The 26,337-nt window shown below is 71.7% G+C and carries 19 protein-coding genes, 1 pseudogene and 1 riboswitch; of the genes and pseudogenes, 7 read left to right on the top strand and 13 right to left on the bottom strand.

All coding sequences use genetic code 11. The features are described 5' to 3' along the window. Positions 1 to 117: 117 nt before the first annotated feature. Entirely contained in the window at positions 118 to 510 is a 393-nt protein-coding gene (locus ACGFYQ_RS30660; RefSeq protein ID WP_393749418.1) for a hypothetical protein, read from the bottom strand. A gap of 188 nt (positions 511 to 698) precedes the next feature. Here ACGFYQ_RS30660 and ACGFYQ_RS30655 point away from each other — a divergent pair, with 188 nt between their 5' ends. Continuing rightward, complete coding sequence (locus tag ACGFYQ_RS30655; RefSeq protein WP_393749417.1) at positions 699 to 1,325, top strand: hypothetical protein; 627 nt, start codon at positions 699 to 701, stop codon at positions 1,323 to 1,325. A gap of 9 nt (positions 1,326 to 1,334) precedes the next feature. Continuing rightward, positions 1,335 to 2,345 (top strand): annotated as a pseudogene (locus tag ACGFYQ_RS30650) (M48 family metalloprotease); the annotation flags it as partial. A gap of 2,067 nt (positions 2,346 to 4,412) precedes the next feature. Here ACGFYQ_RS30650 and metE read toward each other — a convergent pair. Continuing rightward, positions 4,413 to 6,731, bottom strand: a complete 2,319-nt coding sequence (metE, locus tag ACGFYQ_RS30645; protein WP_393749416.1) for a 5-methyltetrahydropteroyltriglutamate--homocysteine S-methyltransferase — start codon at positions 6,729 to 6,731, stop codon at positions 4,413 to 4,415. 173 nt (positions 6,732 to 6,904) lie between these two features. Then, positions 6,905 to 7,129, bottom strand: a riboswitch (cobalamin riboswitch). A gap of 124 nt (positions 7,130 to 7,253) precedes the next feature. Then, positions 7,254 to 7,982 (bottom strand): TetR-like C-terminal domain-containing protein, encoded by a 729-nt coding sequence (locus ACGFYQ_RS30640; RefSeq protein ID WP_393749415.1) that lies wholly within the window; start codon positions 7,980 to 7,982, stop codon positions 7,254 to 7,256. A 170-nt stretch (positions 7,983 to 8,152) separates the two neighbouring features. Between ACGFYQ_RS30640 and bla the strand changes: the two genes are divergently transcribed. Next, a complete protein-coding gene (bla, locus tag ACGFYQ_RS30635) occupies positions 8,153 to 9,070 on the top strand; it encodes a class A beta-lactamase (protein ID WP_393749414.1) in 918 nt (305 codons plus the stop codon). A 27-nt stretch (positions 9,071 to 9,097) separates the two neighbouring features. On the opposite strand, the gene ACGFYQ_RS30630 is transcribed toward bla, so the two are convergent. The 7 genes from ACGFYQ_RS30630 to ACGFYQ_RS30600 all read right to left on the bottom strand — a co-directional run bounded on the left by ACGFYQ_RS30630 (position 9,098) and on the right by ACGFYQ_RS30600 (position 18,322). Next, positions 9,098 to 10,237, bottom strand: coding sequence for a substrate-binding domain-containing protein (locus tag ACGFYQ_RS30630; protein WP_393749413.1), 1,140 nt, complete (start codon positions 10,235 to 10,237; stop codon positions 9,098 to 9,100). A gap of 43 nt (positions 10,238 to 10,280) precedes the next feature. Further along, entirely contained in the window at positions 10,281 to 11,342 is a 1,062-nt protein-coding gene (locus tag ACGFYQ_RS30625; RefSeq protein WP_393749412.1) for an ABC transporter permease, read from the bottom strand. Continuing rightward, on the bottom strand, positions 11,339 to 12,889 hold the full coding sequence (locus tag ACGFYQ_RS30620) for a sugar ABC transporter ATP-binding protein (protein ID WP_393749411.1): 1,551 nt from the start codon (positions 12,887 to 12,889) through the stop codon (positions 11,339 to 11,341). Before ACGFYQ_RS30620 ends, ACGFYQ_RS30625 begins: the two co-directional genes overlap by 4 nt. A 124-nt stretch (positions 12,890 to 13,013) precedes the next feature. After that, positions 13,014 to 15,818, bottom strand: a complete 2,805-nt coding sequence (locus ACGFYQ_RS30615) for a SpoIIE family protein phosphatase (protein WP_393749410.1) — start codon at positions 15,816 to 15,818, stop codon at positions 13,014 to 13,016. A 102-nt stretch (positions 15,819 to 15,920) separates the two neighbouring features. Beyond that, on the bottom strand, positions 15,921 to 16,889 hold the full coding sequence (locus ACGFYQ_RS30610) for a cyclase family protein (RefSeq protein ID WP_393749409.1): 969 nt from the start codon (positions 16,887 to 16,889) through the stop codon (positions 15,921 to 15,923). A gap of 111 nt (positions 16,890 to 17,000) precedes the next feature. Then, entirely contained in the window at positions 17,001 to 17,531 is a 531-nt protein-coding gene (locus tag ACGFYQ_RS30605; RefSeq protein WP_393749408.1) for a GNAT family N-acetyltransferase, read from the bottom strand. 35 nt (positions 17,532 to 17,566) lie between these two features. After that, positions 17,567 to 18,322 carry a DUF899 domain-containing protein gene (locus ACGFYQ_RS30600; protein ID WP_393749407.1) on the bottom strand — a complete coding sequence of 252 codons (756 nt, stop codon included), beginning with the start codon at positions 18,320 to 18,322 and terminating at the stop codon, positions 17,567 to 17,569. Between the two features lie 276 nt (positions 18,323 to 18,598). Between ACGFYQ_RS30600 and ACGFYQ_RS30595 the strand changes: the two genes are divergently transcribed. After that, entirely contained in the window at positions 18,599 to 19,075 is a 477-nt protein-coding gene (locus tag ACGFYQ_RS30595) for a hypothetical protein (protein WP_393749406.1), read from the top strand. A 31-nt stretch (positions 19,076 to 19,106) separates the two neighbouring features. Here the strand turns inward: ACGFYQ_RS30595 and ACGFYQ_RS30590 are convergent, their stop codons facing one another. Beyond that, positions 19,107 to 19,658, bottom strand: a complete 552-nt coding sequence (locus tag ACGFYQ_RS30590; protein ID WP_393749429.1) for a YciI family protein — start codon at positions 19,656 to 19,658, stop codon at positions 19,107 to 19,109. Positions 19,659 to 19,860: 202 nt separating this feature from the next. Here ACGFYQ_RS30590 and ACGFYQ_RS30585 point away from each other — a divergent pair, with 202 nt between their 5' ends. Further along, the gene (locus ACGFYQ_RS30585; protein ID WP_393749405.1) at positions 19,861 to 20,985 is read left to right on the top strand and encodes a DUF5954 family protein; all 1,125 of its coding nucleotides are present in this window, start codon (positions 19,861 to 19,863) and stop codon (positions 20,983 to 20,985) included. A 47-nt stretch (positions 20,986 to 21,032) separates the two neighbouring features. Here ACGFYQ_RS30585 and dacB read toward each other — a convergent pair whose 3' ends face one another. Beyond that, positions 21,033 to 22,664: a D-alanyl-D-alanine carboxypeptidase/D-alanyl-D-alanine-endopeptidase gene (dacB, locus tag ACGFYQ_RS30580; protein ID WP_393749404.1), complete on the bottom strand. Its 1,632-nt coding sequence runs from the start codon at positions 22,662 to 22,664 to the stop codon at positions 21,033 to 21,035. Between the two features lie 271 nt (positions 22,665 to 22,935). Between dacB and ACGFYQ_RS30575 the strand changes: the two genes are divergently transcribed. Together ACGFYQ_RS30575 and ACGFYQ_RS30570 are read left to right on the top strand one after the other, a co-directional pair. Beyond that, positions 22,936 to 24,075: a hypothetical protein gene (locus tag ACGFYQ_RS30575; RefSeq protein ID WP_393749403.1), complete on the top strand. Its 1,140-nt coding sequence runs from the start codon at positions 22,936 to 22,938 to the stop codon at positions 24,073 to 24,075. A 102-nt stretch (positions 24,076 to 24,177) separates the two neighbouring features. Then, complete coding sequence (locus ACGFYQ_RS30570; protein ID WP_393749402.1) at positions 24,178 to 24,897, top strand: S41 family peptidase; 720 nt, start codon at positions 24,178 to 24,180, stop codon at positions 24,895 to 24,897. A 53-nt stretch (positions 24,898 to 24,950) separates the two neighbouring features. Here ACGFYQ_RS30570 and ACGFYQ_RS30565 read toward each other — a convergent pair whose 3' ends face one another. After that, positions 24,951 to 26,225 carry a globin domain-containing protein gene (locus ACGFYQ_RS30565; RefSeq protein ID WP_393749401.1) on the bottom strand — a complete coding sequence of 425 codons (1,275 nt, stop codon included), beginning with the start codon at positions 26,223 to 26,225 and terminating at the stop codon, positions 24,951 to 24,953. Positions 26,226 to 26,337 lie beyond the last annotated feature (112 nt).

Raw genomic sequence — 26,337 nt, 5'->3', positions numbered from 1 at the left:
AGTTGCCTGCGTGTCACGACCACAGTCCTACCGGATTCCAACCTGCGAACAGGACAGAACCCAGGAACTGATCACGACATCACACAGGCCCTAGTCGTGCGTCGCGGGCCGGCCCGGTCAGGCGGGCGTGAAGACGTCTTCGTGTGCGTCGTCGAGGATGAACCCGTTGTCGAAGCGGACGCGGACCGTCACGCGGAGCCTCTGCTCCTGGTAAGCGATCCATTCGGGTTCCAGGGAGCTGACCTGCTCTTCGAGCTGCCTCCTGCTCTCCGTGGGCATCTCCTGGCCGAAGGCGTCGAGAAGCGACTTGAGCCGCTCGTACTCGCGGGCCTCCTGGCTCTGATGCTCGTGTTCGACCACCCGCTCGACGGTGCCCTCGGTGCCCGCCGCGAGAGACAGGGACCCGGCGACGGTCCCCGCCGACGTCGAGGAGTCCCCCGTCATCGCCACCAGATCGGTCAGCCTCGTGTCCCCCGCCAGCTTGACCCGCTGGCCTTCTTTCAGCGTCATTGATTGTTCATCTCTCGGATCGGTGCGGGCTGTTCGCGTGTGCCCGGGGGCAGTCCGGTGGTGGAACGGCAGGTCACGGCGTTGCCGTCGATCCGCCCGGACGACCTCTGTCGGACCGTCAACCTACCGTGTCACAGTGGGCGGTCCCGGCCGGGCCGGGAGCCGATGGCAGACCAGAGGAGGACGTGATGGCATCGGGAACGGACACGTTCGGCGACGGCAGGACCGCCGGACACGAGCAAGGACACGGAGCCGGACACGCGCTCGTACGCGATCTGGTGCGCTCGGCCGTCACCGAGCTGGCACCGGAGGAACTGCCGCTGTTGGCCGGCCTCCAGCGGTTCGACGACGCGACGGTGGTACGGCGCCTGAGCGGCCGGGGCCGGCGGCGCGAGCCGCTGGGGTTCGGGGCCGGCGAGGTCGCGGTGCTCGTGACCCCGGTGGTGTGGCTGGTGCTGGATCAGATAGGCCAGCGGATGGTGAACGCGGCCCTGGACCGCGCCGGCGCCCGCGTCACCTCCGGCCTGCGGCGGCTCCTGCGGCGTCCCGCCGCACCGGTCACCGTTCCGCCGTTGACCCGTGAACAATTGGCCGAGGTACGGGCCCTCGTCTGCGCGTCGGCGGTACAGCGCGGGCTCTCCGCCGGCCGGGCCGAGGTGATCGCGGACGCCGTGGTGACCCGGCTGACGCTGGCCGACGCACCGGGCGGGGAGAGCACGGAGCCGTCCCCGACCCCGGCAGCCCCGGAGCCACCCGGGGCCCCGGGGACCCCCGCTCCGGCCCCGGGCGCCGCGCCCGCCGGCGGCCAGGGATAGGCGGGCAGGATGGGCGCCACCGGGAAGCGGCCGGATCCCGTACCCGCAGTCCCGCCCGTGTCCCCGCCCCGGATCGACGAGCGCGTGCTGGGCGCCGGTACGAGCGTGCGCTTCGCGACTCTGCTGTTCCTGCTGCTGGCCGCGAGCGGCTCCATGATGCTGACCGTCATCATCGGTCTGGCCGACGCCGACCGGACCGGCTGTGAACTCGCCGCCGGGGCGGACCCCGCCGACTCCTCCTGGACGCAGTCCGCACGCACCGTCAGTCAGGCCGTCGCCTACCAGCTCTGTCAGTCCGCTTGGGCACCCCCGCCGCCCTGGTGGCAGCTGGCCGGCTGGCCCGTACTGCTGACCGTAGCGGCCGTCCTGCTCTTCCTGCTCCTGCCCCGGTGGAAGGCCCGGCCCGGCCGGGTCGTCCCGCTGGAGGCGGTGGACCCCGACGGTGAATTGCGCACGCTCTTCGCCGAGCTGGCCGTCACCACCGGCCTCGCGCAGATTCCCCGGGTGGTCGTGGATCCGGCCGCCACCGGGGCCGGTGCGGTGGTGTTCGGCCGCACCGGTCGCCCGGTCGTGTGCCTGCACGGCGGCCTGCTCGCCGGCCGCCACCGCGCCCCCGCGCGCTTCCGCGCGGTGCTGCTGCACGAACTCGCCCACGTCGCCAACCGTGACATCACGCTCACGTACGCCACCGTCACCTTGTGGCGGGTCTTCCTCGCCCTGGTGCTCCTGCCCTACCTGCTCCGGGAGGGCTACGTGATCCACGGTGTCCTCGCGGACGGCCGCGTGCCGGTGCTGGACCGGCCGTTGATGCTCACCGTCTTCACGGTCGCGCTCGTCCACCTCGCCCGCTCGGACGTCCTGCGAAGCCGAGAGGTCTACGCCGACCTGACCGCGCTGCGCTGGGGCGCGGACCCGCACGCCTGGGCCGACGAGACCTCCCGGCAGGCAGCCGGGCCTGTGCGCCGCGCCCTCGCTCCGTTCCTCGCGCTGTGGCGCACCCACCCGCAGTGGGGCCTGCGCCGGGGTGCCCTGACCGACCCCGCACCGCTCTTCCGCACCCCTGCCCTGACGTTCTTCCTCACCGGCACCACGGTGGTGCTCGTCGAGGTACACCTGCTGTACTACCTGGCGCCGTACAACCTGGCGACGGTCGGCGTGACCCAGGTGATCACGATCGTGTCCGCCGCCCTGGTCACCGCGATCACCGGGATCGCGCTGTGGCGGGCGGTCGCGTACGCCGTCCTCACCGGGGCCCGGGTGCCCTCGGGCTGGTGGGCGGGAGGGTGGCTCGGAGCGGGCATCGCGGCCGGCACCATACTCACCAGTTCGGGCGGGAGTGGGGTGTGGCTGCCGCAGCGGCCGCAGCTCCTGCTGCTGCCCGTGGCTGTGGGGATGGCCTTCGGATGGTGGATCACGCAGTGCGCCCACCTGTGGACCCGTACCTGGCGCGGCCGCACCCTGCGGACCGCCGTGCTGGTCGGTCTGCTGGCCGTCGTTCCCGCGCTGGCCCTCTGGCTCGCCTGGTGGCACCTGATGGGGACGCTGTATGCGAGCGGCTTCACCGCGCGCGCCGCCGGAGTGGCCCAATGGGTCCTCAACTGGTTCCCATCGGCGGCCCCGTCGGGAGACCCGGGCCGGGTGCCGGGGATCACGACCGTACTGCCCCTCCTGGGCAGCATCACCTCCATCCACCTGATACCCCTCGCACTCACCGTGCTGTGGGTGGTACCGCTGGCCGCCTGGGCGGTCGGCCCGGCGTCGGCCCGGCCGCGCTGGCACCCCGGTCCGGCCGCGCCGCCCTCCGGCGACGTGGTGCCGCCCCTGCGGCGGGTGCTGCTGCCGGGGCTGCTCGGCGGGGTGCTGGCCTGGGCCGCGTTCGTGGGCGTCCAGGCGTACCTGCACACCGGTCAGCCGGTACCGGAGGCGCGAGGAGGGCTGTTCGCGCTGCGCTACACGGCCGGGACCCTGCTGGCCCTGAGCGGGCCGGCCGGGCTCGCCGCCCTCGCGGCGGCTGCGCGGACGGGCCGGTTCAAGCTGTTGGGCAGCCTGATCGCGGCTCAGAGCACCACCGTGCTCGGGTTCGTCGGGGTGACCGTCCTCGCCTCCCTCGACGGCTGTTCCGGGCCCCTCAACGTCCTTCAGGACAGCTGCGCGTGGCGATCGGCCTGGCAGCTGCCGCTGTTCCCGTTCCTCTACGTGCTGAACGTCGCCCTCGTTCTGGGGACCGTCCTCGCCACCGCCGTCGCGGGCGCCGCGGCCATGGCCTCCGCCGCCCACCGACGCGTCCGGGCGCCCCGGCCCCGCGCGACGGCCACGCGCACCCCGGCCCGCGTCACCCGCACCCAGCGCGTCACCGTCGGTCTGCTCTGCGCGGCGGCCGTGGGGCTCAGCGGCACGGCCGATGCGTTCCGGCTGCGCACCCTCACCTTCACGGTCGATCTCGTCGGCTCCCAGAATCAGACGGCGCAGCTCGCGGCCGTTCCCGACGCACCCGTCTCCGACGCGACACGGGCACGGCAGGTGGATGCCTGGTACGACCTCGGGGGCTACACCGTCCTGGAAGAGCTCACCTCGCTTTCCGGCAGGCTGAGCACCGCCATCCGCGCGGCCAAGGGCGCTCCCTGGGATTCGGTGGACCAGCAGCTCCGGCCGGTGTGCGAGCAATGGGTGCGGGCCGGACTGTACGAGACGGTCTGGTTCCGGGTACCTGAGCGGGAAACCCAGGCCGACTGGCACGCCGTCGCCGTGCACGCCGGCCAGGGCGGCCGACGCTGCACGGCGGCCCTGACCGCGCGCGACCAGACGGCGCTGGTGAACGCGCTCCGCGAGCTGATCACGGCGGGCCGCTGCACCGCCTCGGTCAACGCCCGGATCGACGCGGTGCTGCGCGGCGACGGCCGCAAGGGCACGATCCGGCCACCCGTGCAGGGGGGCGACCTGCGACCGGGCCGGGTGAGGCATGGCCGGGTCTGGTCTGGCCCGGACGGACCGGCTCGCCGCGCGCGGTCGCCCGCACCACCCCCGGAGCCGAAGCCGGAGCCGAAGCCGGGAAGAGCGCGGTCGGCGCTCTTCCCGGCTCGCCCGGGATCAGACGGCGGGAAGTTCCGTACGAACCTCTCGGGCCGCGGTGACCAGGTGCTCCAGGGAGGCGCGGGTCTCGGACCAGCCGCGGGTCTTCAGGCCGCAGTCGGGGTTGACCCACAGCCGCTCGGCGGGGATCGCCTCAAGCCCCTTCCGCAGCAGGGCCGCCGCCTCCGCGGCGGACGGCACGCGCGGTGAGTGGATGTCCCACACACCGGGGCCGACCTCGCGCGGGTATCCCACGCCCGCGAGTTCGTCGGCGACCTGCATGTGCGAGCGGGCCGCTTCCAGGCTGATGACATCGGCGTCGAGATCGTCGATGGCCTGCAGGACGTCGCCGAACTCGGCGTAGCACATGTGGGTGTGGATCTGGGTGTCCGGCCGGACGCCGCTCGTGGTGAGGCGGAACGATTCGGTGGCCCAGGCGAGGTACTCGGCGTGACCCTCGGCGCGGAGCGGGAGGGTCTCGCGCAGCGCGGGTTCGTCCACCTGGATCACCGAAGTCCCGGCGGCCTCAAGGCCGTTCACCTCGTCACGCAGGGCGAGGGCGACCTGGCGCGCGGTGTCGCCGAGCGGCTGGTCGTCGCGTACGAAGGACCAGGCGAGCATGGTGACGGGGCCGGTGAGCATGCCCTTGACCGGCTTGTCCGTCTGAGCCTGGGCGTACCCCGTCCAGCGGACCGTCATCGGCTCGGGGCGGGAGATGTCGCCGGCGAGGACCGGGGGGCGGACGTAGCGGGTGCCGTAGGACTGGACCCAGCCGTGTTGCGTGGCGAGGTAGCCGGTGAGCTGTTCGGCGAAGTACTGGACCATGTCGTTGCGTTCGGGCTCGCCGTGCACGAGTACGTCGATGCCCGCCTTCTCCTGGAAGGCGAGGACCTCGCGGATCTCGGCCTTGATGCGCTCCTCGTAGCCGGCCGTGTCGATGCGTCCGGCGCGCAGATCGGCGCGGGCCGTGCGCAGTTCCGTGGTCTGCGGGAACGACCCGATGGTGGTGGTCGGCAGGAGGGGCAGGCCGAGGTGGGCGCGCTGGGCGGCGGACCGTTCGGCGTACGGCTGGGAGCGGCGCCCGTCGGCGTCGGTGACGGCCGCGGCGCGGGCCCGTACCGCCGGGTCGTGGGTGATCGCCGAGTTGGCGCGGGAAGCGAGATCGGCCCGGTTGGCGGCGAGTTCGGCGGCGATCGCGTCGGTACCCCGGGCGAGGCCTCGGGCCAGGGTGGTGATCTCGGTGGTCTTCTGCCGGGCGAAGGCCAGCCAGCGGCGGACCTGCGGGTCGATGTCCCGTTCGGCGGCTGCGTCCAGCGGGACGTGGAGGAGGGAGCAGGACGCGGCGACGTCGACGCGGTCGGCAAGTCCCAGCAGGGTGCCCAGCGTCGCGAGGGACTGCGCGTAGTCGTTGATCCAGATGTTGCGGCCGTTGACGACGCCCGCGACCAGCCGCTTGCCGGGCAGGCCGCCCACGGCGGCGAGATCGGCGAGGTTGGCGGCGGCCCGCTCGGTGAAGTCCAGCGCCAGCCCTTCGACGGGCGCCTTCGCCAGTACCGGCAGTGCCTCGCCCAGCCGGTCGAAGTACGAGGCGACCAGCAGCTTCGGCCGGTCGGTGAGCGTGCCGAGCTCGCGGTAGGCGCGGGCCGCGGCGCCCAGGTCGGCCGGGCTCCGGTCCTGGACGAGGGCGGGCTCGTCCAGCTGCACCCACTCGGCGCCGGCGGCGCGCAGCTCCGCCAGGACCCGCGCGTAGACGGGCAGCAGCCGGTCGAGCAGGGTCAGCGGCTCGAAGTCGGCGGCAACGCCCGGGGCGGGCTTGGCCAGCAGGAGGTAGGTGATCGGGCCGACGAGCACGGGCCGGGCGGTCAGCCCGAGTGCGAGGGCCTCGCGCAGCTCCGCCACTTGGCGGCTCGGGTCGGCGGTGAAGGCGGTGTCGGGGCCGAGTTCGGGTACGAGGTAGTGGTAGTTGGTGTCGAACCACTTGGTCATCTCCAGCGGCGCCAGGTCCTGGGTGCCGCGCGCCATCGCGAAGTAGCCGTCGAGGGCGTCGGCCTGGACCGCGGCACGGTGCCGGGCGGGGATGGCGCCGACCATCACGCTGGTGTCCAGCACGTGGTCGTAGTACGAGAAGTCGCCGGTCGGTACCTCGGTGATGCCGGCCTCGGCGAGCCGGCGCCAGTTCGACCGCCGCAGGTCCCGGGCGGTCTCACGGAGGGCTTCGGCGCTGACGCGGCCCTTCCAGTAGCCCTCGACGGCCTTCTTCAGTTCACGGTTCTGCCCCTGCCGGGGGTAGCCGTACACGGTGGGCTGTGCGGTCGCTGCCGCGGACTTGTCTGTCACGGAACTCTCCTTCGCGAGCATGTCTCCATGGCATCCCGGAGACGGATACGAAGACGCGAAGGGTGACGGACCGGGCGGGCCGCCTTCGCCGCGTACGGATGGGTACGCGCGGACGCCCGCCTGGTATGCACACCGACCCGCCCACGAGGTCGCCGGGACATCCGCACGCGAACGGTCGCGTGCGGGCAACGGGCAGGTCTTCGGACTCGCGGGCACACCGGCCTCTTCAAGAGGCGGCACCTACTGGCCGTCGCTTCCCAGACCCGGCTCGGGTCCAGTGCGTATGACGGCGGTCGTTCCCGCTCACCGCTGCGGGGCAGTCCCGGATTCCCACCGGGTTCCCTCTTACGACGCATCCCGCCTGGCGGACGGGGCGAACCAGCTGCGAGGCCAGCGTAGGCGTCCGTCCTTGAGGCCGGGTAGACGTGTTCATATTCCGGACACCGGGATGAGACGCGTCGGGTGGCGGACGCGGCCGCGGGGGCTCGGCGGCACCACCCGCCGAACCCCCGCGGCCACGGTTCAGTCGCTCGTCTCGCCCACGGGGACGACGAGTCCGATGCTCTCGGCCGCCACGGCGATGGCGTAGTCGAAGAACGCGGCCTCGTCCCTGACGCTGTCGTGGGTACGGCTGAAGACCTGGAACACCAGGAGCCCGATCAGATTGCTCCACAGGACGATGCCACGCTCGAGGATGTCCGAGAACGGAGCCTCGGGCACGCCGCCGAACAGCTCCGTGGCCGCGGGCAGGAGCAGCGGCGGGCCCGGCACCGTCCGCCGGGGCGGGGTGAGTTCACCGCCTTCCAGCGCCGACCGCACGATGCCGGCGAGTACCGCGGGGGTGCGCGAGGCGGGCGGGACCGTGTCCTGCGGGGCGTGGTAGCCCGGAACGGGCGAGCCGTAGATCAGTGTGAACTCGGCGGGGTTGTCGAAGGACCACTGCCGCAGCGCGCGCGTGACCGCGAGGAGCCGCGCACCGGCCGAGGCACCGGCGCCCGTGGCGGCCGCGTCCGCCTGCTCCATCGCGGCGCCGGACGCGTTGTAGGCGTCGATGACCAGCGCGGTCAACAGGTCGTCCCGGTGCGGGAAGACGGCTTCCACCTCGGCGACGGCAAGACCGCTGTCGCGCGCCACGGCATCCAGGGACAGCCCTCCGGCACCCGTCTTCACCAGCTGTTGACGCGCGGTGTCCTTGATCACCGTCGACGGCGTCACGTTGTCGGCGGTCGCACTTGTTGCGGAAACGTCCATGCCGAAACCGTACCCGCCGGCCACAACTGCCGTGTGTGCGGCCCCCGGAGCGCCTGGGCGGCACGGACGGCTACCGCTTCTACAGCCGGCACCAGTGCCGGAGTGAACCACCTGGACTCCTGTTGCGTCCTCGCTCTCATACGGACCGGAACAGAAGTGGAGATCGCATCGTGGAATTCGCAGGAGTCCGCCCCACCCGCCGCGCCGTGCTGGCCGTCGGGGCCGGCGCGGCGCTGGCAGGGTTATCGCTCAGCGGCACGGCATTCGCAGCCCCCCGGGCCGGGCGCGACAAGATCCTGCGGCAGCTTCGCACGCTCGAACTGCGGCACTCCGCCCGCCTGGGAGTGTTCGCCCGGAACACGGCCGACGGCAGGACGGTGCTGTACCGGGCGGACGAGCTCTTCCCGATGTGCTCGCTCTTCAAGACCCTCGCGGTCGCGGCGGTGCTCCGTGACCTGGACCAGGACGGAGAGGTGCTCGCCAAGCACCTCCACTACACGGAGCGGGACGTGAGGGATTCCGGATACGGGCCGGTCACCGGGCTGCCCGAGAACCTGGCCCAGGGCATGACCATCGGCCGGCTGTGCGCCGCCACGATCTGCCAGAGCGACAACGCGGCCGCGAACCTCCTGCTCCGTGAACTGGGCGGCCCCGGCGCGGTCACCCGGTTCTGTCGTTCGGTGGGGGACCGAACCACCCGGCTCGACCGCTGGGAGCCCGACCTGAACTCCGCGGAGCCCGACCGGCTGACGGACACGACCAGCCCGCGGGCCATCGGCCGGACCTACGAGCACCTTGTGCTCGGAGACGCGCTCGAACCCCGGGACCGGGCGCTGCTGACGGACTGGCTGCTGGCCAACACGACCAGCACGGACCGCTTCAGGGCCGGCCTGCCGGCAGATTGGACGCTGGCGGACAAGACCGGTGGTGGGAGGTACGGGACGAACAACGATGCGGGCATCACGTGGCCCCCGCAGGGGGCGCCCATCGTCATGGCCGTCCTGACCACCAAGCCCCGGCCGGATGCCGGAGCGGACGACCCGCTGGTAGCCGAGACCGCCGAGCTGCTGGCAGCGGCGCTCGCCTGACGGCCCACCAGGCCGGCCGTCGTGCCGCTACTTGCGCCAGATCTTCCGGTACGCCTCGCGGTAGCCGGCCGGATCCCAGGATGTGGAGCCGTGGCTGTTGTCGGCCGTGGCGATGTGGACCGGGGCGACATAGCCGCTGGCGGGCCGGCCGGCGAACGCGCGGTTGAACTCGTCGATGATCTGCCAGCCCTGCTGGGACAGCGGCTCGGGGACGGTGGCGGCCTGGAACTGCTCGCTGTTGATGCGCTGGAAGGCGGAGGGGTCGCCGTCGCCCGCGCCGATGTTGAAGGGCGGGCCGGAGCCCGGTTCGCCGGCTGCGCGCAAGGCCGGGGCGGCGTCGGCGAAGTAGAGGTCGTTGATGGCCACGGAGTACGTCCACGTGTCCTGGAAGCGGGACAGGAGGGAGGAGACCGCCTGGGGGGTCCGGTTGCTCGCGTCCGGGATGGGGATGTTCTCGTAGGCCAGGATCCGCACCCCGGAACAGGTGGCGAGCTCCTTCTTGATCAGTTCGGACTTGTTCCTGGCGAAGGGGATCGAGTCGTCGGTGAAAAGGACGACTCCGGCGTCGCCCTTGGACCGGGCGATGATCCAGTCCGCACTGATCTTCGCCACGTCGTCCACGTTCGTGGTGATGTTGGTGAAGAGCCTGGGATTCTCGCTCGGGCCGGGGGAAGCCACCGCGTGCCATCCGATGAGCGGGATCCGCGCCGCTTCGGCCCGCGCCACCTGCTGCGAGGTGAGTTGGGGATCGAAGCCACCGATGACGATGCCCGCGGGCTTGAGGGTGATCGCCTGGCTGAGCGCGGCCTGGATGCCGGCGGGGGTGCCCTCCCCGTCGATCACCCGGAGGTCCCAGCCGATGACCTTCGCGGCTTCCTCGACGCCCTTCGTCACGCCTGCGACACCAGGGTTGGTCATGGTCTGCGCGACGTAGACGACGGTCCTGCCGGACACCGCCGCGGGGCCGCTGGTGGGGCCGGTCCACGACGCATCGGTGTTCTCGGCCCGCTGGACGGCCGTCCCGGCCTTCGCGAGGGTGCCGGGGCAACCGCCGGCGTCGGACGGCCCCGTGCCGGCCGACGGGCCGCGCTCGCAGCCGGCGACCAGGGCGGCGGCTGCCGCGAGCAGGGCTGCGGCGGTGACGGCGGTCTTGCGGTTCGAGTACACAGTGCTCCTGACGCAGGTGCGCGTACGACGTACGAGAACGGTTCTAGGGGTGGCTGTCGTTCGCCGGTGCGGCCGACGGTTCCGCGAGCGACCGGCGGGTCGTGGTGGCGCCGCCGCGCAGGCGGCGGCGGGCCGAGTAGCCCGCCAGGCCGACGGCGATGAGCAGGGTCCCGCCGTTGAACAGCGGCGTGGCCCAGAACTGGGCGCCGAGCTGGCCGATTCCGGCGAGGCCGATCGCGAGGACGGCGACGGCCACGACGGTGCCGAGGGCATTGGCGCGGCCCGGTTTGATCGTGGTGGACCCGAGCAGAGCACCGACGAAGGCGGGCAGCAGGTAGTCCAGCCCGACACTTGGGTTGCCGGTCTGCTGCTGGGCGGCGAGCAGGACACCGGCGAAGCCGACGACCAGGCCCGACCCGGCGAAGGCGTAGACGGAGTAGGTGCGGGTGGGGATGCCGATGATGCCGGCGGTGCGCGGGTTCGAGCCGATGACGTACAGGTACCGGCCGAGCGGCAGACGCTCCAGCACCAGCCAGAGGACGGCCGCGACGGTCAGGACGTAGTAGGCGGGTACCGGCAGCCCGAGGAACCGGGAGTCGTAGAGGTCGGTGAAGGAGACGGGCAGGCCGTTCGGGCCGGGGACGATCCGGGCGCCGTCGGTGATCCAGCCGGTGAAGGCGTACATGATGCTGCCGGTGCCGAGCGTGGCGATGAAGGAGTCGATCTGCCCGAATTCGACGATCACACCGTTCAGAGCCCCGACCACGGCCCCTCCGCACACCACGACGAGGCAGGCGAGGGGCCAGGGCCAGCTTTCGTCGACGATGAGCTGCATCACCATGACGTGCGCGAGGCCGAGGCCGTAGCCGATGGACAGGTCGAACTTGCCGGTGGCGATGGGGATCGTCGCGCCGAGCGCCAGGATGGCGGGGATCGACTGGTTGGAGAGGATCGAGGAGATGTTGTCCTGGGTGGGAAAGGTGTTCGGCAGGGTGAGGGAGAAGACCAGGAAGAGCAGGGCGGCGAGCGCCAGGAGGCCGTAGGTGCCGAGAAGGTGCCCGTGAAGACGATCCAGCAGGGATCGGAGCGAGGGAGGGATGGTCATCGGCTCGTCGCAGCTCCGGTGATGGGGGGCATGGCCGAGGCGGTTCGGGTGAGTTCGGTGACCGTGAGGGCTGCGCCGGTCAGCTCGGCGCGCACGGTCCCGCGGACGAACACCAGAGCGCGGTGGCACACGGTGGCGACCTCTTCGAAGTCGGTGGAGATGAGCAGTACCGCCAGGCCGGAGGCGAGCGCGTCGTCGAGCAGCCGGTAGATCGTGGCCTTGGCTCCCACGTCCACGCTGGCGGTCGGCTCTTCGAGGATGAGCAGGCGCAGGCTCCCCCGGAGCCACCGGCCGACCATGACCTTCTGCTGGTTGCCGCCGGACAGGGTGGCGATCGGCACCTCGCTGTCGCGGGGATGCACCGAGAAGCGGTCGATCAGGGCGGTGGCCTCGGCGCGTTCCCGCCGGGGGCTGATCCAGTGCAACGCCGGCACACCGGCTGCCCGGGGGTTCGCCAGGAAGTTCTCCCGTACGGTCAGTTCGGCGGCGCAGCCTTCCTCCTGACGGTTGGCGGCCACGAAGCCGACGCCGGAGTCGAGCGCGGCGGAGACCGTACGGGGGTGGTACGGCCGGCCGTCGAGCAGCGCCCGCCCGGCGAGGATGGGCCGGGCGCCGGCGAGGGCGCGGCCCACATCCATGTGGCCGGCGCCGGTCAGGCCCACCATGCCGAGGATTTCGCCCCTCCGCAGGTCCAGGCTGACCTGGCCGGTGTCCGCGGTCCGCACACCGTCGAGGCTGAGGAGGGGCGGGCCGGCGGCGGATGTGCTGGCGGGCGCGTAGCCGGCCGCTTCGCGGCCCACGATGGCGCGCACCAGACGGGCGGGGCTGTATCCGGTGAGCGGACCCGCCTCGACCAGGTGGCCGTCACGCAGGATGGCGACCGTGTCGGCGACCTTGTACACCTCGTCGAGCCGGTGGCTGACGTAGAGGATGCCGTGTCCACGGTCGCGCAGGGTGTGCAGTACGTGGAACAGCCGGGCGCAGTCGGCGGCGGGGAGGGTGGCGGTCGGCTCGTCGAGGACGATGAGCTCGGCCCGCGTCGCCAGGGCGCGGGCGATGGCGACCAGCGAGCGCTCGGCAGGGGCGAGGTCTGCGATCCGGGCGTCGGCGTCCAGGTGCCCGGCGACGATCCGCAGGGCCTCTTCGCAGCGCTCCCGGATCTGCCGCCAGGAGATCAGCCCGTGGCGACGCGGGTAACCGGTGCCCAGGGCGATGTTCTCGGCCACCGACATCCACTCGACGAGACCGAGGTCCTGGTGGATGAAGGACATGTTCCGGGCGGCGCCGTGGGAGCGGAGCGGGTGCCCGGCCACCGTCACCTCGCCCTCGTCGGCGTGGTGGACCCCGGCGAGGACCTTGATGAGGGTGGACTTCCCGGCACCGTTGGGGCCGAGCAGGGCGAGGACGCTGCCTCTGTGGATGTCGAGGTCGACCGCGGCCAACGCGAGAGTGCCGCCGAACCGCTTTTCGAGACCGCGCATGCGGACGAGAGGTTCTCCGCCGGAGCGTGAGGGTGGGCTCATCGAGGTGTCGGGAGCGTCATGCACAGACTTCTCCGGGGGTCGGCCTCCGAGTTCTTCCCGACTGCATGAGGATTCTATGCGGACCCGGCCGGATATATCGGGCATTTACCCCGCCCGAATGCGCCGGTCGCCGGTCACCGGTCGCAGGTCACGCGGCCTCCAGGGCGCACTCGGCCCAGATGACCTTGCCGTCGGTGGTGTAGCGGGTACCCCAGGCCTGGGCGAGCTGCGCGACGAGGAACAGGCCACGGCCGCCCTCGTCGGTGATGGCCGCATGACGCATGCGGGGGGCGGTGCTGCTGGCGTCGTACACCTCGCAGATCAGGGTGCGGTCGTGGATGAGGCGTACCCGGATGGGTCCGGTGCCGTAGCGGACGGCGTTCGTGACCAGCTCGCTGAGCAGCAGTTCCGTGGCGAAGGCGGACTCGTCCAGCCCCCACCGGCTCAGCTGGCCCATGGCACCGGCGCGGACGTCGGAGACGAGGGCCGGGTCGGCGGGCAGGTCCCAGGTGGCGATCCGGTCGGGGGGCAGGGCGTTGGTACGGGCGACGAGCAGGGCGATGTCGTCGCCGGGGTGTTCGGGTGCCACGGCATCGAGGACCGCCTGGCAGGTTTCCTCGGGGGCGCGGTCCGGGTGGGCGAGCACGCGGCTCAGAGCGTCGAGGGCCACGTCGATGTCGCGATGGCGGTCTTCGATGAGTCCGTCGGTGTACAGGACCAGCTGGCTGTGCTCGGGGAGCTGGATCTCGACCGATTCGAACGGCAGACCGCCGAGGCCGAGAGGGGGCCCGGCGGGCAGGTCGAGCAGCGTCACCGTGCCGTCGGGACGGACCAGCGCGGGCGGAGGGTGGCCGGCGCGGGCCATCGTGCACAGCTGTGTGGTGGGGTCGTAGATGGCGTACAGGAAGGTGGCGCCGACGATGCCGGTGCTGCCGACGGCGGGATTGTCGCCGCCCTCCTCCCGGTCGAGGCGCACCATCAGATTGTCCAGGTGGGTGAGGAGTTCGTCGGGGGCGAGTTCCAGCTCGGCGAAGTTGCGTGCGGCGGTGCGCAGTCGGCCCATGGTGGCGGCGGCGTGCAGTCCATGGCCGACGACATCGCCCACGAGGAGGGCGACGCGGGTGCCGGAGAGCGGGATGACGTCGAACCAGTCGCCGCCGACTCCGCACTCGGCGGGCAGATAGCGGTGGGCGACCTCGACGGCGCCCTGCTCGGGAAGGCCGCGCGGGAGCAGGCTGCGTTGCAGGGCCAGGGCCAGGGTGTGTTCGCGGGTGTAGCGGCGTGCGTTGTCGATGCAGAGGGCGGCGCGGGCGGCGAGTTCCTGGGCCAGCGAGCGGTCGTCGTCCCCATAGGGGGCAGGGTCCTGCGAACGGTAGAAGCTGGCGATGCCCAGGAGGACGCCGCGGGCGAGGAGGGGGACGGTGATCAGGGAGTGGACGTTGTGGCTGAGGAGCAACTCGGCGTGCTCGGGGTCTTGCGCGATCCAGCCGAAGGCGGCCTTCAGGTCGGGTTCCAGCACCGGCTGCCCCGTGGCCAGGCAGCGCATGTGGGGCGTGGTCGGGCGAAGGGTGATGTGGCTTCCCACCGGGTAGAAGGGGCAGTCCTCGCGGATGCCGTGGACCACCGTGCGGTGCATTTCGGTGGTGGGGTTGGGGGCCTCCTCCCCGCGTAGTACGGCCTCGGGCAGGTCGATGGTGACGAAGTCGGCCAGGCGCGGCACCGCTGTCTCGGCGAGCTCCCGGGCGGTGCGGCTCACGTCCAGGGTGGTGCCGATGCGGTTGCTGGCCTCGGCCAGCAACTCCAGGCGCCGTCGTGCCGCGACGGCGTACTTCCCCACCTCCGGCTCGCCCACGAGCACCAGCCCTCTGACCATGCCGCTGGCGGATTCGTCGGAGCCAGGTGCGTCGGTTGCGCCGGTTGCGCCGGGTGTACGGACCGTCGTCGTTGTCGGACCGGGTGTGACGCGGGGGTGGAGCCCGGACGGCGGTACGGCGGGGGTGTGGGTCGGGGTGGGGGCGGGGGCATGCCGTTCCGAGTCCTCGGGGAGGAGCGCCTCGATGACGACGCCCTCCACCCCGGAGAGGCTCGTCACGGGACGGCTCACGAGGGTGACCTGCCGGTCGTGGGACAGGGACACCTCGGCGGCCGCCCGCTGGGCAGAGGACATCAGCTCCGTGGCCTTCTGCTTGAGGAGCATCTGATCGCTCTGGTCCAGGTCGCTCTGGAACAGCTCTTCCATCCCGACGGGGTACCCGTTCCGTGCGCCCTCGCTGGTCCGGGCACGGCTCCCGGCGTCGAGGTACGCCTGCAGCAGGCCGCGCTCCCGCGCCGAACTCTGGTCCATCAGCCGTCGTTCGATGGCTTCGGCTGCCCTGCGTACCAGGGGGATCAGTGCCGGGTCCGCATCGGTGTAGGGATAGCCGAGGCACAGGACGCCCTCGATGTGCCCGCTGAGCTGGTCGCGAACGGGGATCGCGGTACAGGCACTTGACTGGGACCGCTCGGCGAAGTGCTCGGCACCGTAGACCTGGCAGAGCCGCCTCTCCGCGAGCGTGAGACCGATGCCGTTCGTCCCCGCGACCTGCTCGGCGAATACGAAACCGGGGACGCTCTGGATCGCGGCGAGACGGCTGACCATGGACTTCTCTCCGAAACGGCGTTCCAGCACCGTGCCGCGACCATCGGCGAGACAGATGTTCATCTGGCTGCCCGCGAAAATGGACTGCAGCCGGTCGAGCACGGGCCCGGCGGCGCGGACGAGTGGACCCTCCGGGTCGAAGTCCTGCGTGAAGGGAAGCTCGGACTGGTCCGGTGACAGCCCCAGAAGCCTGCTGCGCTCCCACGAGCTCAGGATCGGACTTCTCACGCTCCCCTCGACCGATTCGACCGACTCGCCGTGCAGAAATCGGTCACGGGAACGCACGGGGCCTATGCGGTCTCCCACGACCCCCATCTGCACCACTTCCCTCACCGGAACGGTACCGATCGCCAGATTTGAGTATATTCCTCGCATTTTCCGGACGAGTATGGCAGCGGGTGATCGGCGGGGCCGGCGTCAGAGGATCGCGACCGGATTGACGGGCGAGCCCGTCCCACCAGGGACGTTCAGCGGCGTCACGACGAGCATGAACTCGTAGCGGCCCGCCTCCGCGCAGGCGGCGGAGAGCGCTTCGAGGTCGAGGTTGTCCAGCAGCGGTACCCCCATCGCGGTGACGGCGAGCGCGTGGACGGGGGAGTGCAGGCCCTCGACCGGCGACGGGCGTACGTCGCTGTCCCCGTCGCCGCCGAGCAGGGCGATGGCGCGCTCGGCCAGCAGCGGCATGGCGTCGACGTGCCAGCCCGCGCTGGCCGCGTCAGGGTCCCACGGGCCGGTTTCCCGGCGGCGGCGGAAGTGACCGGAGCGCAGCAGCACCGCGTCGCCCTCGCCGATCGTCACACCGAGGGCCTCCTCCGCGGCGAGGATGTCCCGCGCGTGCACCGCATGCCCGGGTTCCAGCCATGCGACTCCGAGGACGGCGGGCAGGTCGAGGAGTACGCCCTTGGTGGCCAGCGGGCCGAGCGCCGACACGGCGCCGAAGCGGGCACCCCCGGCATCGATCACCTCGCGTGCCACGCGGCCGTCGTAGAGTTGCCCTCGGTAGGCGATGTGTGACAGCGCGTCGAGATGGCTCACGCCCTTGCCGTGGTAGTCCACGGCAAGGAAGTCCTTGTAGGTGGACGGTTCCGGGGCCTCCACGTCGCCGAGGTCGGACATGAAGTGCAACGCGGGCTTCGCGTTGTCCGGTCCGGGCCGGGTGTCCCAGGGCCGCCCCATCGGGACGACCGTGCCGGACCGGACCAGGGCGGCGGCCCTCTGTACGTGGTCCGCCGTCACCGTGTTCCAGGCGCCCCGATCGGCTTCGGCCCACCGGCCCCATGCGCGGACCGCCTCGAAGAGCGCGTCGAATTCCTGACGGGAGACGGCGGCCCCACGTCCGGGACCGGTCGGCGGGGGAGCGGGGGCATCGGCGGGGTTGCTGCTCATGTGTACTCAGCGCTCCAAGGTTCGTACGGCCGCTCGCCCAGGCGCCCAGGCGCCCAGGCGCCCAGGCGCGCGGGCCTCCGCCGATGTCTCCCGCTGTGGGGAACCGCGCCGTCAGCCGACCCGCAGGGCCAGCACCTGTCCCGGCCAGGCCCCGGACAGGAAACGGTCGGTGGGGGCAAATCCGTTGCGCTCGTAGAACGCCACCAGTTCGCCCCCGCCGCCCGCCCAGCAGTCGACCCGCAGCAGTTCCACTCCGGCCCGCCGGGTTTCGTCGGCGGCATGGGCCAGCAGCGCCGCCCCGATGCCCAGACCGGCGTGCCGTCGGTCGGACACCAGCAGCCGGACGTACCGCTCGGGTTCCCCGGCCGGCGCGATCGGCATCTGCGGACTGGGCCCGGAGTCCAACACCAGGGCTCCGACAGGTGTTCCGTCCAACTCCGCGATGTACGGGGCGTTCTCGGTCGTGTACCGCTCGACTCGCGCCACTCCACCGGGCTTCTGCGAATACGGTGTCGTGCCCCACTGCTCGGTGTTGCCGCGCTGGTTCATCCAGACCACCGCGGAGTCGAGCATGTCCAGAATGGCCGGTGCGTCGGCCAGGCCGCCTGGTCTGATACGTATGCCATGTGTGGTGTCGTTCACGGGGGAAGCTTAGGCCGGGCATCCCTTCTGCCTCGTCAGAGGCTGATCGGGGGTTCAAGGGTCTTGCCGTATTCGTCGTGGCGGCGCAGCCAGAACATCTCCTCGCCATCCTCCTGGCGGCCCATCGGCGTGCGGTCGAGGAGACCGTAGTAGGCCATGGCAAGCTCAAGGCCGCGCGCGGTGGTGACGTACGTCCGATAGACGGTGCCGTCCGACAGCGCGTAGGAACTCAGCCCGGGCCCCTCGGTGACGTACCCGAGCACGTCGGTGCCGGACGCCCGTGCCATCTGCCGCACGGTCGGCGGAATCTCGCCCTCGAGGAACGGCCTCAGCTCCTCCTCCGTATGCAGGAAGCCGAGGTCGCGGTGGAAGTCGCTGCCGATGGTGGAGACCCAGTCGAAGCTCCAGCCCATGCGCTCCCTGTAGGCGAGGAGCTTGTCGAGCGGTGCCCGCGAGGAGCAGATCAGCGTCACGTCACGGGCCTTGAGGTGGACCACGTTGGGGGCGAGGGTGTCCGCGATCGAGGAGCAGACCGTGCATCCGGCCTCGTACGGCGGGCCGAACATGAAGTGGTAGACGAGCAACTGCGAGCGCCCGTCGAAGAGGTCCGCGAGCGACTTGGTCCCGTTCTCGGTCTCGAAGCGGTAGTCCTTCTCGACCGGCACCCAGGGAAGCTCCCGCCGCCTGCGCGCGAGCTCGTCGCTGCGTCGGGTGAGTTTCTTCTCCTCCGCGAGCAGGTCCTCTCGGGCCGCCTCGAATTCCTCCTGTGTGCCGACCCTGTGCTCGGGCATTGCCTTCCCTCCTCTGTGGGAGCAGGACACCGCGTCACGGCGGGCGGTCGCCCGCAGCGGCTGTCAGCAGTGCCTGCACAGGCGTACCCGTCCGGCCATACGTCCACCGTACGCGCGCGGCGGCGGTCCTTCGACGGCACGAGCGCGAAGCGCGGTGACAGGGCCATGAAGCGCTTGGCGAGCAACCGAGGTCTGACGTCGCGAAAGTGGTCGAGGACGTACCGTCCGTCACAGGTTCGGATCGCCTTGTCAGACGTGGTCCGTAGGGTTCACCGCGTGAGTGACATCCATGAGCTGATGATTGCCGTCGACCTGCGGGACGAGCTCTCCGACCAGGAGCTCGCCGAGCTGAGCTGGCATCTGGGGATCGGGCCGCAACCGGAGCGCCTGTCCATCGTGACCGCGTTCCCGTTCGTGGTGGTGGACGACTCGGGGAACCCGGTGATCGAGGACGAGCCCTATCCCCTGCTGGCCGGGAGCGGCACGGCATCGCGGGTGGGCGGTGCGCTCTGCTCGGCGCTGGCCAGCCGCGCGGACCTGCCCCGGAAGGGCTGGTCGCTGACGTCCCGGCAGGAGATCCACCCGGACGAGTTCGAGCAGGTCGGCGAGCTGCTCCGCTGGCTGGCCACACGGGCTCACGAAACCCACCTGCTCGGGGACGACGTGGTCGGGATCGGATACCTCAGGTTCCACGAAGCCCGGATTCCGGATCCACTGCGGGTCGACAACGGGCAGGTCAGCTGGCCGGCCTAGGGTCGCGGTGGAAGGTCGGCGACGCCTCGTCTCATGACGGCCGCCCGCCGAACTGCCAGCGGTGAACCTCGATGTCGGCGTACCGGGCCGGGTTCAGGACGGCGCGTGCGGTGGCCGGGTCGGGCGCCCGTATCAGCACCGCCGTACCCAGCCAGGTGGCCCCGTCGTCGGACAGCAGCGGGCCGTACGCGATCAACTCGTCCTGGTCGGGCGGCACGTCGAGGTCGGCGGCCTGCCCCGTGCCGAGGCCGAGCACCAGGTACCGGTTGCCATCGGTCCGGCCACCGGGGAAGTCCCACATGGTGCGCCCCAGCATGTTGCGCCACCGGCGCAGCATCACGTCGCGGTACACGCCTGCCTGGTAGCCGGGCTCGCCGCAGGCGAACGCGCGGGCGGCGGCGGGATCCGGCAGGTCGACGATGTGCACGCTGCCGGTGGGCGCGTCGCCGTCATCGGTGAGGGTCGGGCCGCGGGCGATCATCTCCGCCGCGTACCGGTCCATGTAGGACCAGTGTGCTTCCAGCAGCTCTTCACGCAGCGCCAGGGAGCCGGGACGGTCGCGGTGGTAGCAGAAGAATTCCATGCCCACAGTCTTCAGCACCATGCGCGAACCTCTTCCCCCGGGGCCAGGACCTCGGAGCAAGCGGCCAACCTCGGGGGCATTGCCCGGTGAGGCGTTCGAGCCCTGTCCGGATGTCCGGACCGGGCTGCGCGGCGGGACGGGTGAGGGCTGCGGAATCAGCGAATCCGGGGCGGTGGCATGCCGTGGTCGGCAGGATGGGGGAATGGACCGTGGGGATGTGGGGCCGGCCGGGTCGCGGCCGATGGTGGTGCGGGTGCCGGTGGAGCCGGTGGAAGCCGCAATGGAAGCCGACGCGGTCGACGCCGTGACGCGCGCGGGCGATGTGGTGGTGCGCGGCCCGTTGTTCGGGGTGGCGGCGCAGTGCGCCGGGGACGGGCCGCGGTGGCGGGTGGTGCTCGCGGTGACGGACGGCTGCCCGCAGCAGGCGCGCGACGGGCTGAACTCGCGGTTGTGGTTCCGCGCGAAGGACGAGGCGCACGACCGGGCGGAGCGCCGCGCACTGCTGGCGGCGGTCGCCCGGCTGGAGAGCGAGCGGGTCGACGAACTCGCCGTGGCCGGAACCCGGTACCGGGTCGTGCGCGCAGAGGAGTACGCGGGCGCCGGCCCGGGCGGCATGGAACAGCCGCGCCCGACCGATCCGGAGCCCCTCGTCCCCGACTGGGACCGTGCCGCCAAGGGACCGGGCATCGACGACGGGCTGGTCCTGGACCCGGACGCGCCGGTCACCCCCTCCCAGGCCGTTGAGCAACTGGCGCTGCGCGGCCTGTGCTACACCGGTGAAAGGTTTCCCGAAGACGTGCGCGCCGACGCGCGGCGGGCACTGGAGACCCACCCGGACGTCCTGCTGCTGCCCCCGACGTTCACGGTGGTGGAGCAGACCGCGAGCAGCTGGAAGCCGGTCAGCGGCCCGCATGCGACCGCCCACGACGCCCGCAAGTCGCTGGACTTCGCCCTGACCTGGATGTGGCCGCGCATGCGTGGCCACATCCCCGACGACGCCGACCCGCACACCGACGCCCGCACCCGGGCGGCGGGCGGCGGTGCGAGCGGGGCAACGGGCGGCGGGGCAAAGGGCGGCGCGGCGGCGGCCGACCTGCGGGCCGCGGAGCTCGCCGCGTACGCCGAAGCCGCCGACACGCTCCGGGCCGGGCGCGTCAACCGGCTGGAATTCCGAGGCACCGTATACCAGATCGTCCGCACCCGCCGCCTGCTGCGCTGGGGCCCCGACGGGCCCGAGGGCCCGCGCCCGTCCGACATCAACAGCCAGGACCCCGCACGAATCCACCCCGCGCTCGACGAGAACGGCCGCGTCCTCCCCGAAAACTGACCCGGAACAAGGCGACGCCCGTCGTCGAACGCGATCGGCCGGGCCGGTCAGGGCGACTCCTGGAGGTAAGCGGCGATCAGGGCGAGGTCGTTGGCGATGGCCAGGACACCGGCCGTGTCGGCGGTCGGCGTGGACGCGCCGTTGACGCCCGCGTAGAAGATGTCGAAGCTGCCGCCGCCCTTGTCGAGGTACCCGGCGATGGTGATGGCGCCGACGGCGAGCCGGTCGTTGAGGGAGTCCCCTCCGACGGCCGCGCCCGTCTTCGCGAATACCTTCCCGCGCGCCGGGCAGCTCCGGCAGTTCTCGGCCAGCAGTCCGTCGACGCCGAGGATGGGCAGGGCCTCCCGGAAGCGCCGTGCGTCCGGAGTGCGCTGCCAGTACGCCAGCATCTGCACCAGAGCCCGGGGCGTGGCCCGGTCGGCGGGGTTGCCGCCCCGGCCGTCCATGAGTTCCACCTGTTCGCGGTCGACGCCCGCCCGGTCCAGGAAGCCGGCGAGCACCGGGAAGCCGTCGGCGCACTGGTGGCTGCCGGTCGTGACGGCCATCAGGCAGACGCTCAGGTTGGCGCCCAGGTTGTGGCTGACCTTGAGGATCAGCTTGGCGTACTGGTCGTACGGCGGTGAGGTGTACGCGGCCACCCGCGGACGGCCGTCGTAGTCGCGCGGCAGCCGGGCGACCCGGTTGGGACCCGTCGCGGCGGCGGTGACCTCCACCCCGGCCCGGGCGAGCGCCTCGATCAGCGCGGTCCGGCCGAACGCGGCCGGGTCCGTGACGGGAGAGGTGCGCAGCAGCGGCTCGGCGTCCGCAGCGATCGTGCCGGACAGCCGGATCCTGGTGCCGCCGTCGGTGGCCGTCACCGTGACGGCCGTCGGCTTCCCGGCCGCGACGGTCTTCACCGTGGACGTGACCTCGTACGGCGCGACCTTCGGTCGCCAGGCCAGCCGCGCGTCCGCGCCCGGCCGGTCCCCGGGTGTGGTCAGCAGGTCGATGAGGTTGTCGTTGATGATCAGGGGTGTCGGGGTGGGGTCGAGGACCGGGTCGGGGGCGAAGAGCCGGCTGTCGACGATCACGTCGCCGTCGACGCGGGTGATGCCGGAACCGCGGACCTGCCGGGCGAGCTGGTCGATCCCGGCGAGCGGGTTCTCCGGGGTGAGGGTCGCCCCGGGGAAGTCGTTGGCGTAGGTGTGGTCGAGGTCGGTGTACGCGACCGTGCCGTCGGGGCGCGTCCGGCCGCCGAGGGTGAGGTCACCCTGGGCGACGAGATCGAGGTCGCCGACCAGCGTGGCCCCGTTCCGCTCGCCGACCGCGTAGACGGGAGTCACGAAACGGTGGTCCGCGCCGAGGGTCTGCCACGTGCCGGAGACGGGGAACAGTTTCGCGGTGGAACCGGGGATGAAGAACTGCCCGGGGAACTGGCTGTGCAGCACCCGCTTGCCGTCCGGTCCGGTCTGCAGCAGCCCCCACTGGGCATTGCGGTACTCCGGCTTCCGCATGATCTCCGTGATGCGCGGATCGAGCCGGCCCGGATCTCCGGCGCCGGACGGCAACGGCGACGGGGAGGGCGAGGGCGACGGGGCCGCTCGGGCGCCCGTACCCGACGCGAGCGCCACCAACAGCAGGGCGGCGCAGCCGGCGGCCACTCGGCGCCGCATCGTCGCGAAGCGGGTCGGATCTTCCACAGCGCGCTCCGTTCGTCGCGGCTGCCTTCTCCCGAGGCCTCGATCCATGCCTGTGAACAGGGTGGCACGGCACGATACGGCCCGCACGTCGCCCGGGGCGGCGGACAGAGCCGCCCGTCACCGACCGGGGAAACGTCACCTACGCACGGAGACTCGTCCCGTCACCGCGTCCATTCGGGCGAATGGTGGGGTGTGCAACTTATTCGAGGACGGACGCGGCCCGATAACTCAGGCCGAGAGGCTCCAACTCGTCCCCTCCTCGGGAGGCACCATGGCCCACCCAGCCGACAGCCCCACCGCAGATTTCGTCCTCCAGGCCGCCGAACCGGTCCGGGACCACCTGGCCGGCGCCTCCGCACTGGCCGACTTCCTCGTCGGTGCGGGCACCCTGACACTCGACGACCGCCGAGTCATCGTCGAGCAGGCGCAGATCCTGCTGGAGCAGAACTACGTCCACCTGCCCCTCAAGATGGCGATGCACGCCGTGAACCCGGGGCAGCGCCTGCGGGTCCTGCGCCGCCGACTGGACCGGCAGACGGAGGCGACCATGCCCCCGGAGTGGACGTTCCACGCCGAGATGTCGGAGATCTTCCACTCGGTCAGGGACCTCCACACCAACTACCTGCTCCCCGATCCCTTCGCCCGCAGGGTCGCCTTCCTGCCCTTCCTCGTCGAGCGGTACACCGATCAGCGGGGCGAGCACTTCATGGTCACCCACGTGGCCGAGGGCTTCTCCGCCCCGGGCTTCAAGCCCGGCGTCGAGATCACGCACTGGAGCGGCATCCCCATCGCCGTGGCCGTCGACCTCAACGCCGCCCGCTTCGCCGGAAGCAACAACGCGGCGCGTCGCAGCCGAGGCGTGCAGTCGCTGACCGTTCGGCCGCTGGTCATGCACCTGCCTCCGTTCGAGGAGTGGGTGACCGTCAGCTACCTCGACGACGGTGGCACCCAGCGCGAGCTGCGGGAGAGCTGGCGGGTCGTGGAGAACCTTCCCGTCTTCGTCACGGCCGAGGCACCCAGGGGCATGGGCACGGCTCTGGAGGCACCCAGCGGCATCGCTCTGGCCCAGGGCCTGGATCTCGACGTGGACGAGGCCAACCGCGCCAGGTCCCTGCTGTTCGCACCGCGCGTCGTCGCCCAGGAGAAGGCTCTCCGAGCCGGCCGGCCCGGGCCGGAACCACTGGCGGGCGAGATCGCCACCAGGATGCCGTCGGTCTTCCGGGCGCAGGAGGTGCGTACGGCCTCCGGCACCTTCGGCCACCTGCGGATCTTCACCTTCATGGTTCGCGATGTGCCGGGATTCATCGAGGAGTTCGTCCGCCTGATCGGCCTGCTGCCGGACAGCGGTCTCATCCTGGACGTGCGGGGCAACGGCGGCGGCGTCATCTACAACGCCGAGTTCGCCCTGTAGGCCCTCACGCCCCGCCGGATCACCCCCGAACCGGCGCAGTTCATCAACACCCCGCTCAACCTGCGGATCTGTCGTGCGGAGCAGGACAGCCTGGGGGCCTGGGTGCCGTCCCTGGACCAAGCCGTCGAGATCGGCTCCGCCTTCTCCGGGGCGTTCCCGTTGACCCCCGAGAAGGGCGCCAACGCGATCGGCCAGCGGTACTTCGGCCCGGTCGTCCTCATCACCAACGCCCGCTGCTACTCGGCGACCGACATCTTCGCCGCCGGCTTCCAGGACCACCGGATCGGCCCGGTCCTCGGCACCGACGAGAACACCGGTGCCGGCGGCGCGAACGTCTGGACGCACGAGGACCTGGTCGGACTCCTCGAGGGTGATCCGCACTCGCCGTACGTGCCCCTCCCCAAGGGGGCCGGTATGCGGGTGTCGATCCGCCGCACCCTGCGGGTCGGAGCCAACTCCGGCACACCCGTGGAGGATCTCGGGATCACGCCCGACGAGCTCCACCGGATGACCCGCCGAGACCTGCTGGAGGGCAACGCCGACCTCCTCGAGCGAGCGGGCGAGATCCTCAAGGGCCTGACCCCGCACGCCGTCTCCATCACCGACGCCACTCCCGCCGGAGGCGCCCTGCGGCTCAAGGTCAAGGCCGTCAACATCGACCGTCTGGACGTGTACCTCGATCAGCGTCCCCGCGCGTCTGTCGACCTCTCAGACGGCCAGGCCGATGTGACCGTCCAGGACGCCGCCACCGCGCAGTCGGCCCGCGTGGAGGGATTCGCCGAGGGCCAGCTCGTCGCCAGCAGGACCGAGCAACTCCAGTAGTCGCCCCGTACCCGCGCTCGGCGAGAACGGCCGAGCGCGGGTACCGGTGGTGTTCACGGCCGTCCGGCGAACGCCGTTCCGGGCCCGGTGAACGTGTCGAAGGGGTCGTGATGGATGTGCTCGGGCAAGGTGCCGTTGAGCGTGAGCGTCTCGCTGGCGGAGACGACCATCGGGACCGGGCCGCTGAGATAGACGTCGTGCTGGTACCACGGTCCGTACTCCGTCAGGACCTCCGGCAGGGACCCCCGGATCCCGGGGACGTACTCATGGGAGACCGCGCCCCTGATGGCCAGCCAGTGGTGCCGCTGGGCCATCCGGAGCATGTCGTCGACCCCGTACAGCTCGGCACCCGTACGGGCGCCGAGGAACAGGTCCACCTGGTGGCGCCCGCCGCGACGGGCTATCTCCTCGACGAGCGCGCGGATCGGGGCGAGGCCGGTGCCGCCGGCCACGAAGAGCAGGTCGCTGTGGACGGCGGCGTCCAGCACCATGTCACCCATCGGGGCGCCCAGGTGGACCACGTCGCCCACCGCCGCTCGGTGCACCAGCGCGTTGCTGACCGCGCCACCGGCCACTGCGCGCACGTGGAAGGTGAGGGTGCCGTCCTCACGTGGTGCGTTGGCGGGGGAGTAGTAGCGCCATTGCTTCGGCCACCAGGGGGTCTCGACGCTCACGTACTGTCCGGCGGCGTACGGGTAGGGCAAGTGGGGCCGCACGGTGATCTCGGCGATGCCGTGTCCGCGGGGGACGCGGTGCACCACCGTGGCGGGCCACACGGCGGGCCGTACCGCCTCGTCCTGCTCGGCCGCGCTGATCATGACATCGGCGACCGCGCCGTAGGCCTTGGTCCAGGCGGCTGCGATGTCCGGGGTCCACGCGGGACCGGCGTAGCGGGCGAGGGAGTCGAGGAGGCACTCGCCCACGGCCGGGAAGTGCGCGGCGAGAGTGCCGAACTTGCGGTGATCGCGCCCGAGGTGTCCGCAGAAGCGCACCAGGTTCTCCGGGTCGTCGACCAGGTCCACGATGCGCAGCAGCGCGCGCAGCAGGCGGCCGCGCTGGGCGTCCATCCCGGGCGGGAACATCGGACGGACCTCGGGGTAGCGGGCGAAGAGGATCGCGTAGAAGTAGACCGTGATGTCCGCGGCAAGTGGCTCGACCACGGCGACGGAGGCGCGTACGAGGGCCGTCTCGTGGGCCGACAGAGGTGCCTCTACGACCCCTGGCTCGACGACCTCCGGCTCGACGGTGTGTACGGCCGGGGCGGGTGCCGGGTCCTCCGGGGACGGGTGCGCGGGCGTGTTGCTCGAACGATTGATCCGGAATCTCAAGAGGCCGGCGCTCCTCCATCCGGTATGCGAGATGGCTTCCCTCCGGCGGAGCGCGGGGTGGCATCGCCCGTGGGGCCATGCCCCAGGAGAGCGGTGATCGGGGCGTCGAAGG

Origin of the sequence: Streptomyces sp. NPDC048258, from assembly GCF_043201995.1 — a bacterium.
Taxonomy (GTDB): domain Bacteria; phylum Actinomycetota; class Actinomycetes; order Streptomycetales; family Streptomycetaceae; genus Streptomyces.
The sequence above is the reverse complement of the archived record's forward strand: the minus strand, read 5'-3'. Positions and strand labels throughout refer to the sequence as shown.

Excerpts from the sequence above, each read along its gene's own strand:
- ACGFYQ_RS30660 (WP_393749418.1), bottom strand. The coding sequence starts at position 510 with ATGACGCTGAAAGAAGGCCAGCGGGTCAAGCTGGCGGGGGACACGAGG.
- ACGFYQ_RS30655 (WP_393749417.1), top strand. The coding sequence starts at position 699 with ATGGCATCGGGAACGGACACGTTCGGCGACGGCAGGACCGCCGGACAC.
- ACGFYQ_RS30640 (WP_393749415.1), bottom strand. The coding sequence starts at position 7,982 with ATGGACGTTTCCGCAACAAGTGCGACCGCCGACAACGTGACGCCGTCG.
- ACGFYQ_RS30625 (WP_393749412.1), bottom strand. The coding sequence starts at position 11,342 with ATGACCATCCCTCCCTCGCTCCGATCCCTGCTGGATCGTCTTCACGGG.
- ACGFYQ_RS30615 (WP_393749410.1), bottom strand. The coding sequence starts at position 15,818 with ATGGGGGTCGTGGGAGACCGCATAGGCCCCGTGCGTTCCCGTGACCGA.
- ACGFYQ_RS30610 (WP_393749409.1), bottom strand. The coding sequence starts at position 16,889 with ATGAGCAGCAACCCCGCCGATGCCCCCGCTCCCCCGCCGACCGGTCCC.
- ACGFYQ_RS30600 (WP_393749407.1), bottom strand. The coding sequence starts at position 18,322 with ATGCCCGAGCACAGGGTCGGCACACAGGAGGAATTCGAGGCGGCCCGA.
- ACGFYQ_RS30590 (WP_393749429.1), bottom strand. The coding sequence starts at position 19,658 with ATGGAATTCTTCTGCTACCACCGCGACCGTCCCGGCTCCCTGGCGCTG.
- ACGFYQ_RS30585 (WP_393749405.1), top strand. The coding sequence starts at position 19,861 with ATGGACCGTGGGGATGTGGGGCCGGCCGGGTCGCGGCCGATGGTGGTG.
- ACGFYQ_RS30575 (WP_393749403.1), top strand. The coding sequence starts at position 22,936 with ATGGCCCACCCAGCCGACAGCCCCACCGCAGATTTCGTCCTCCAGGCC.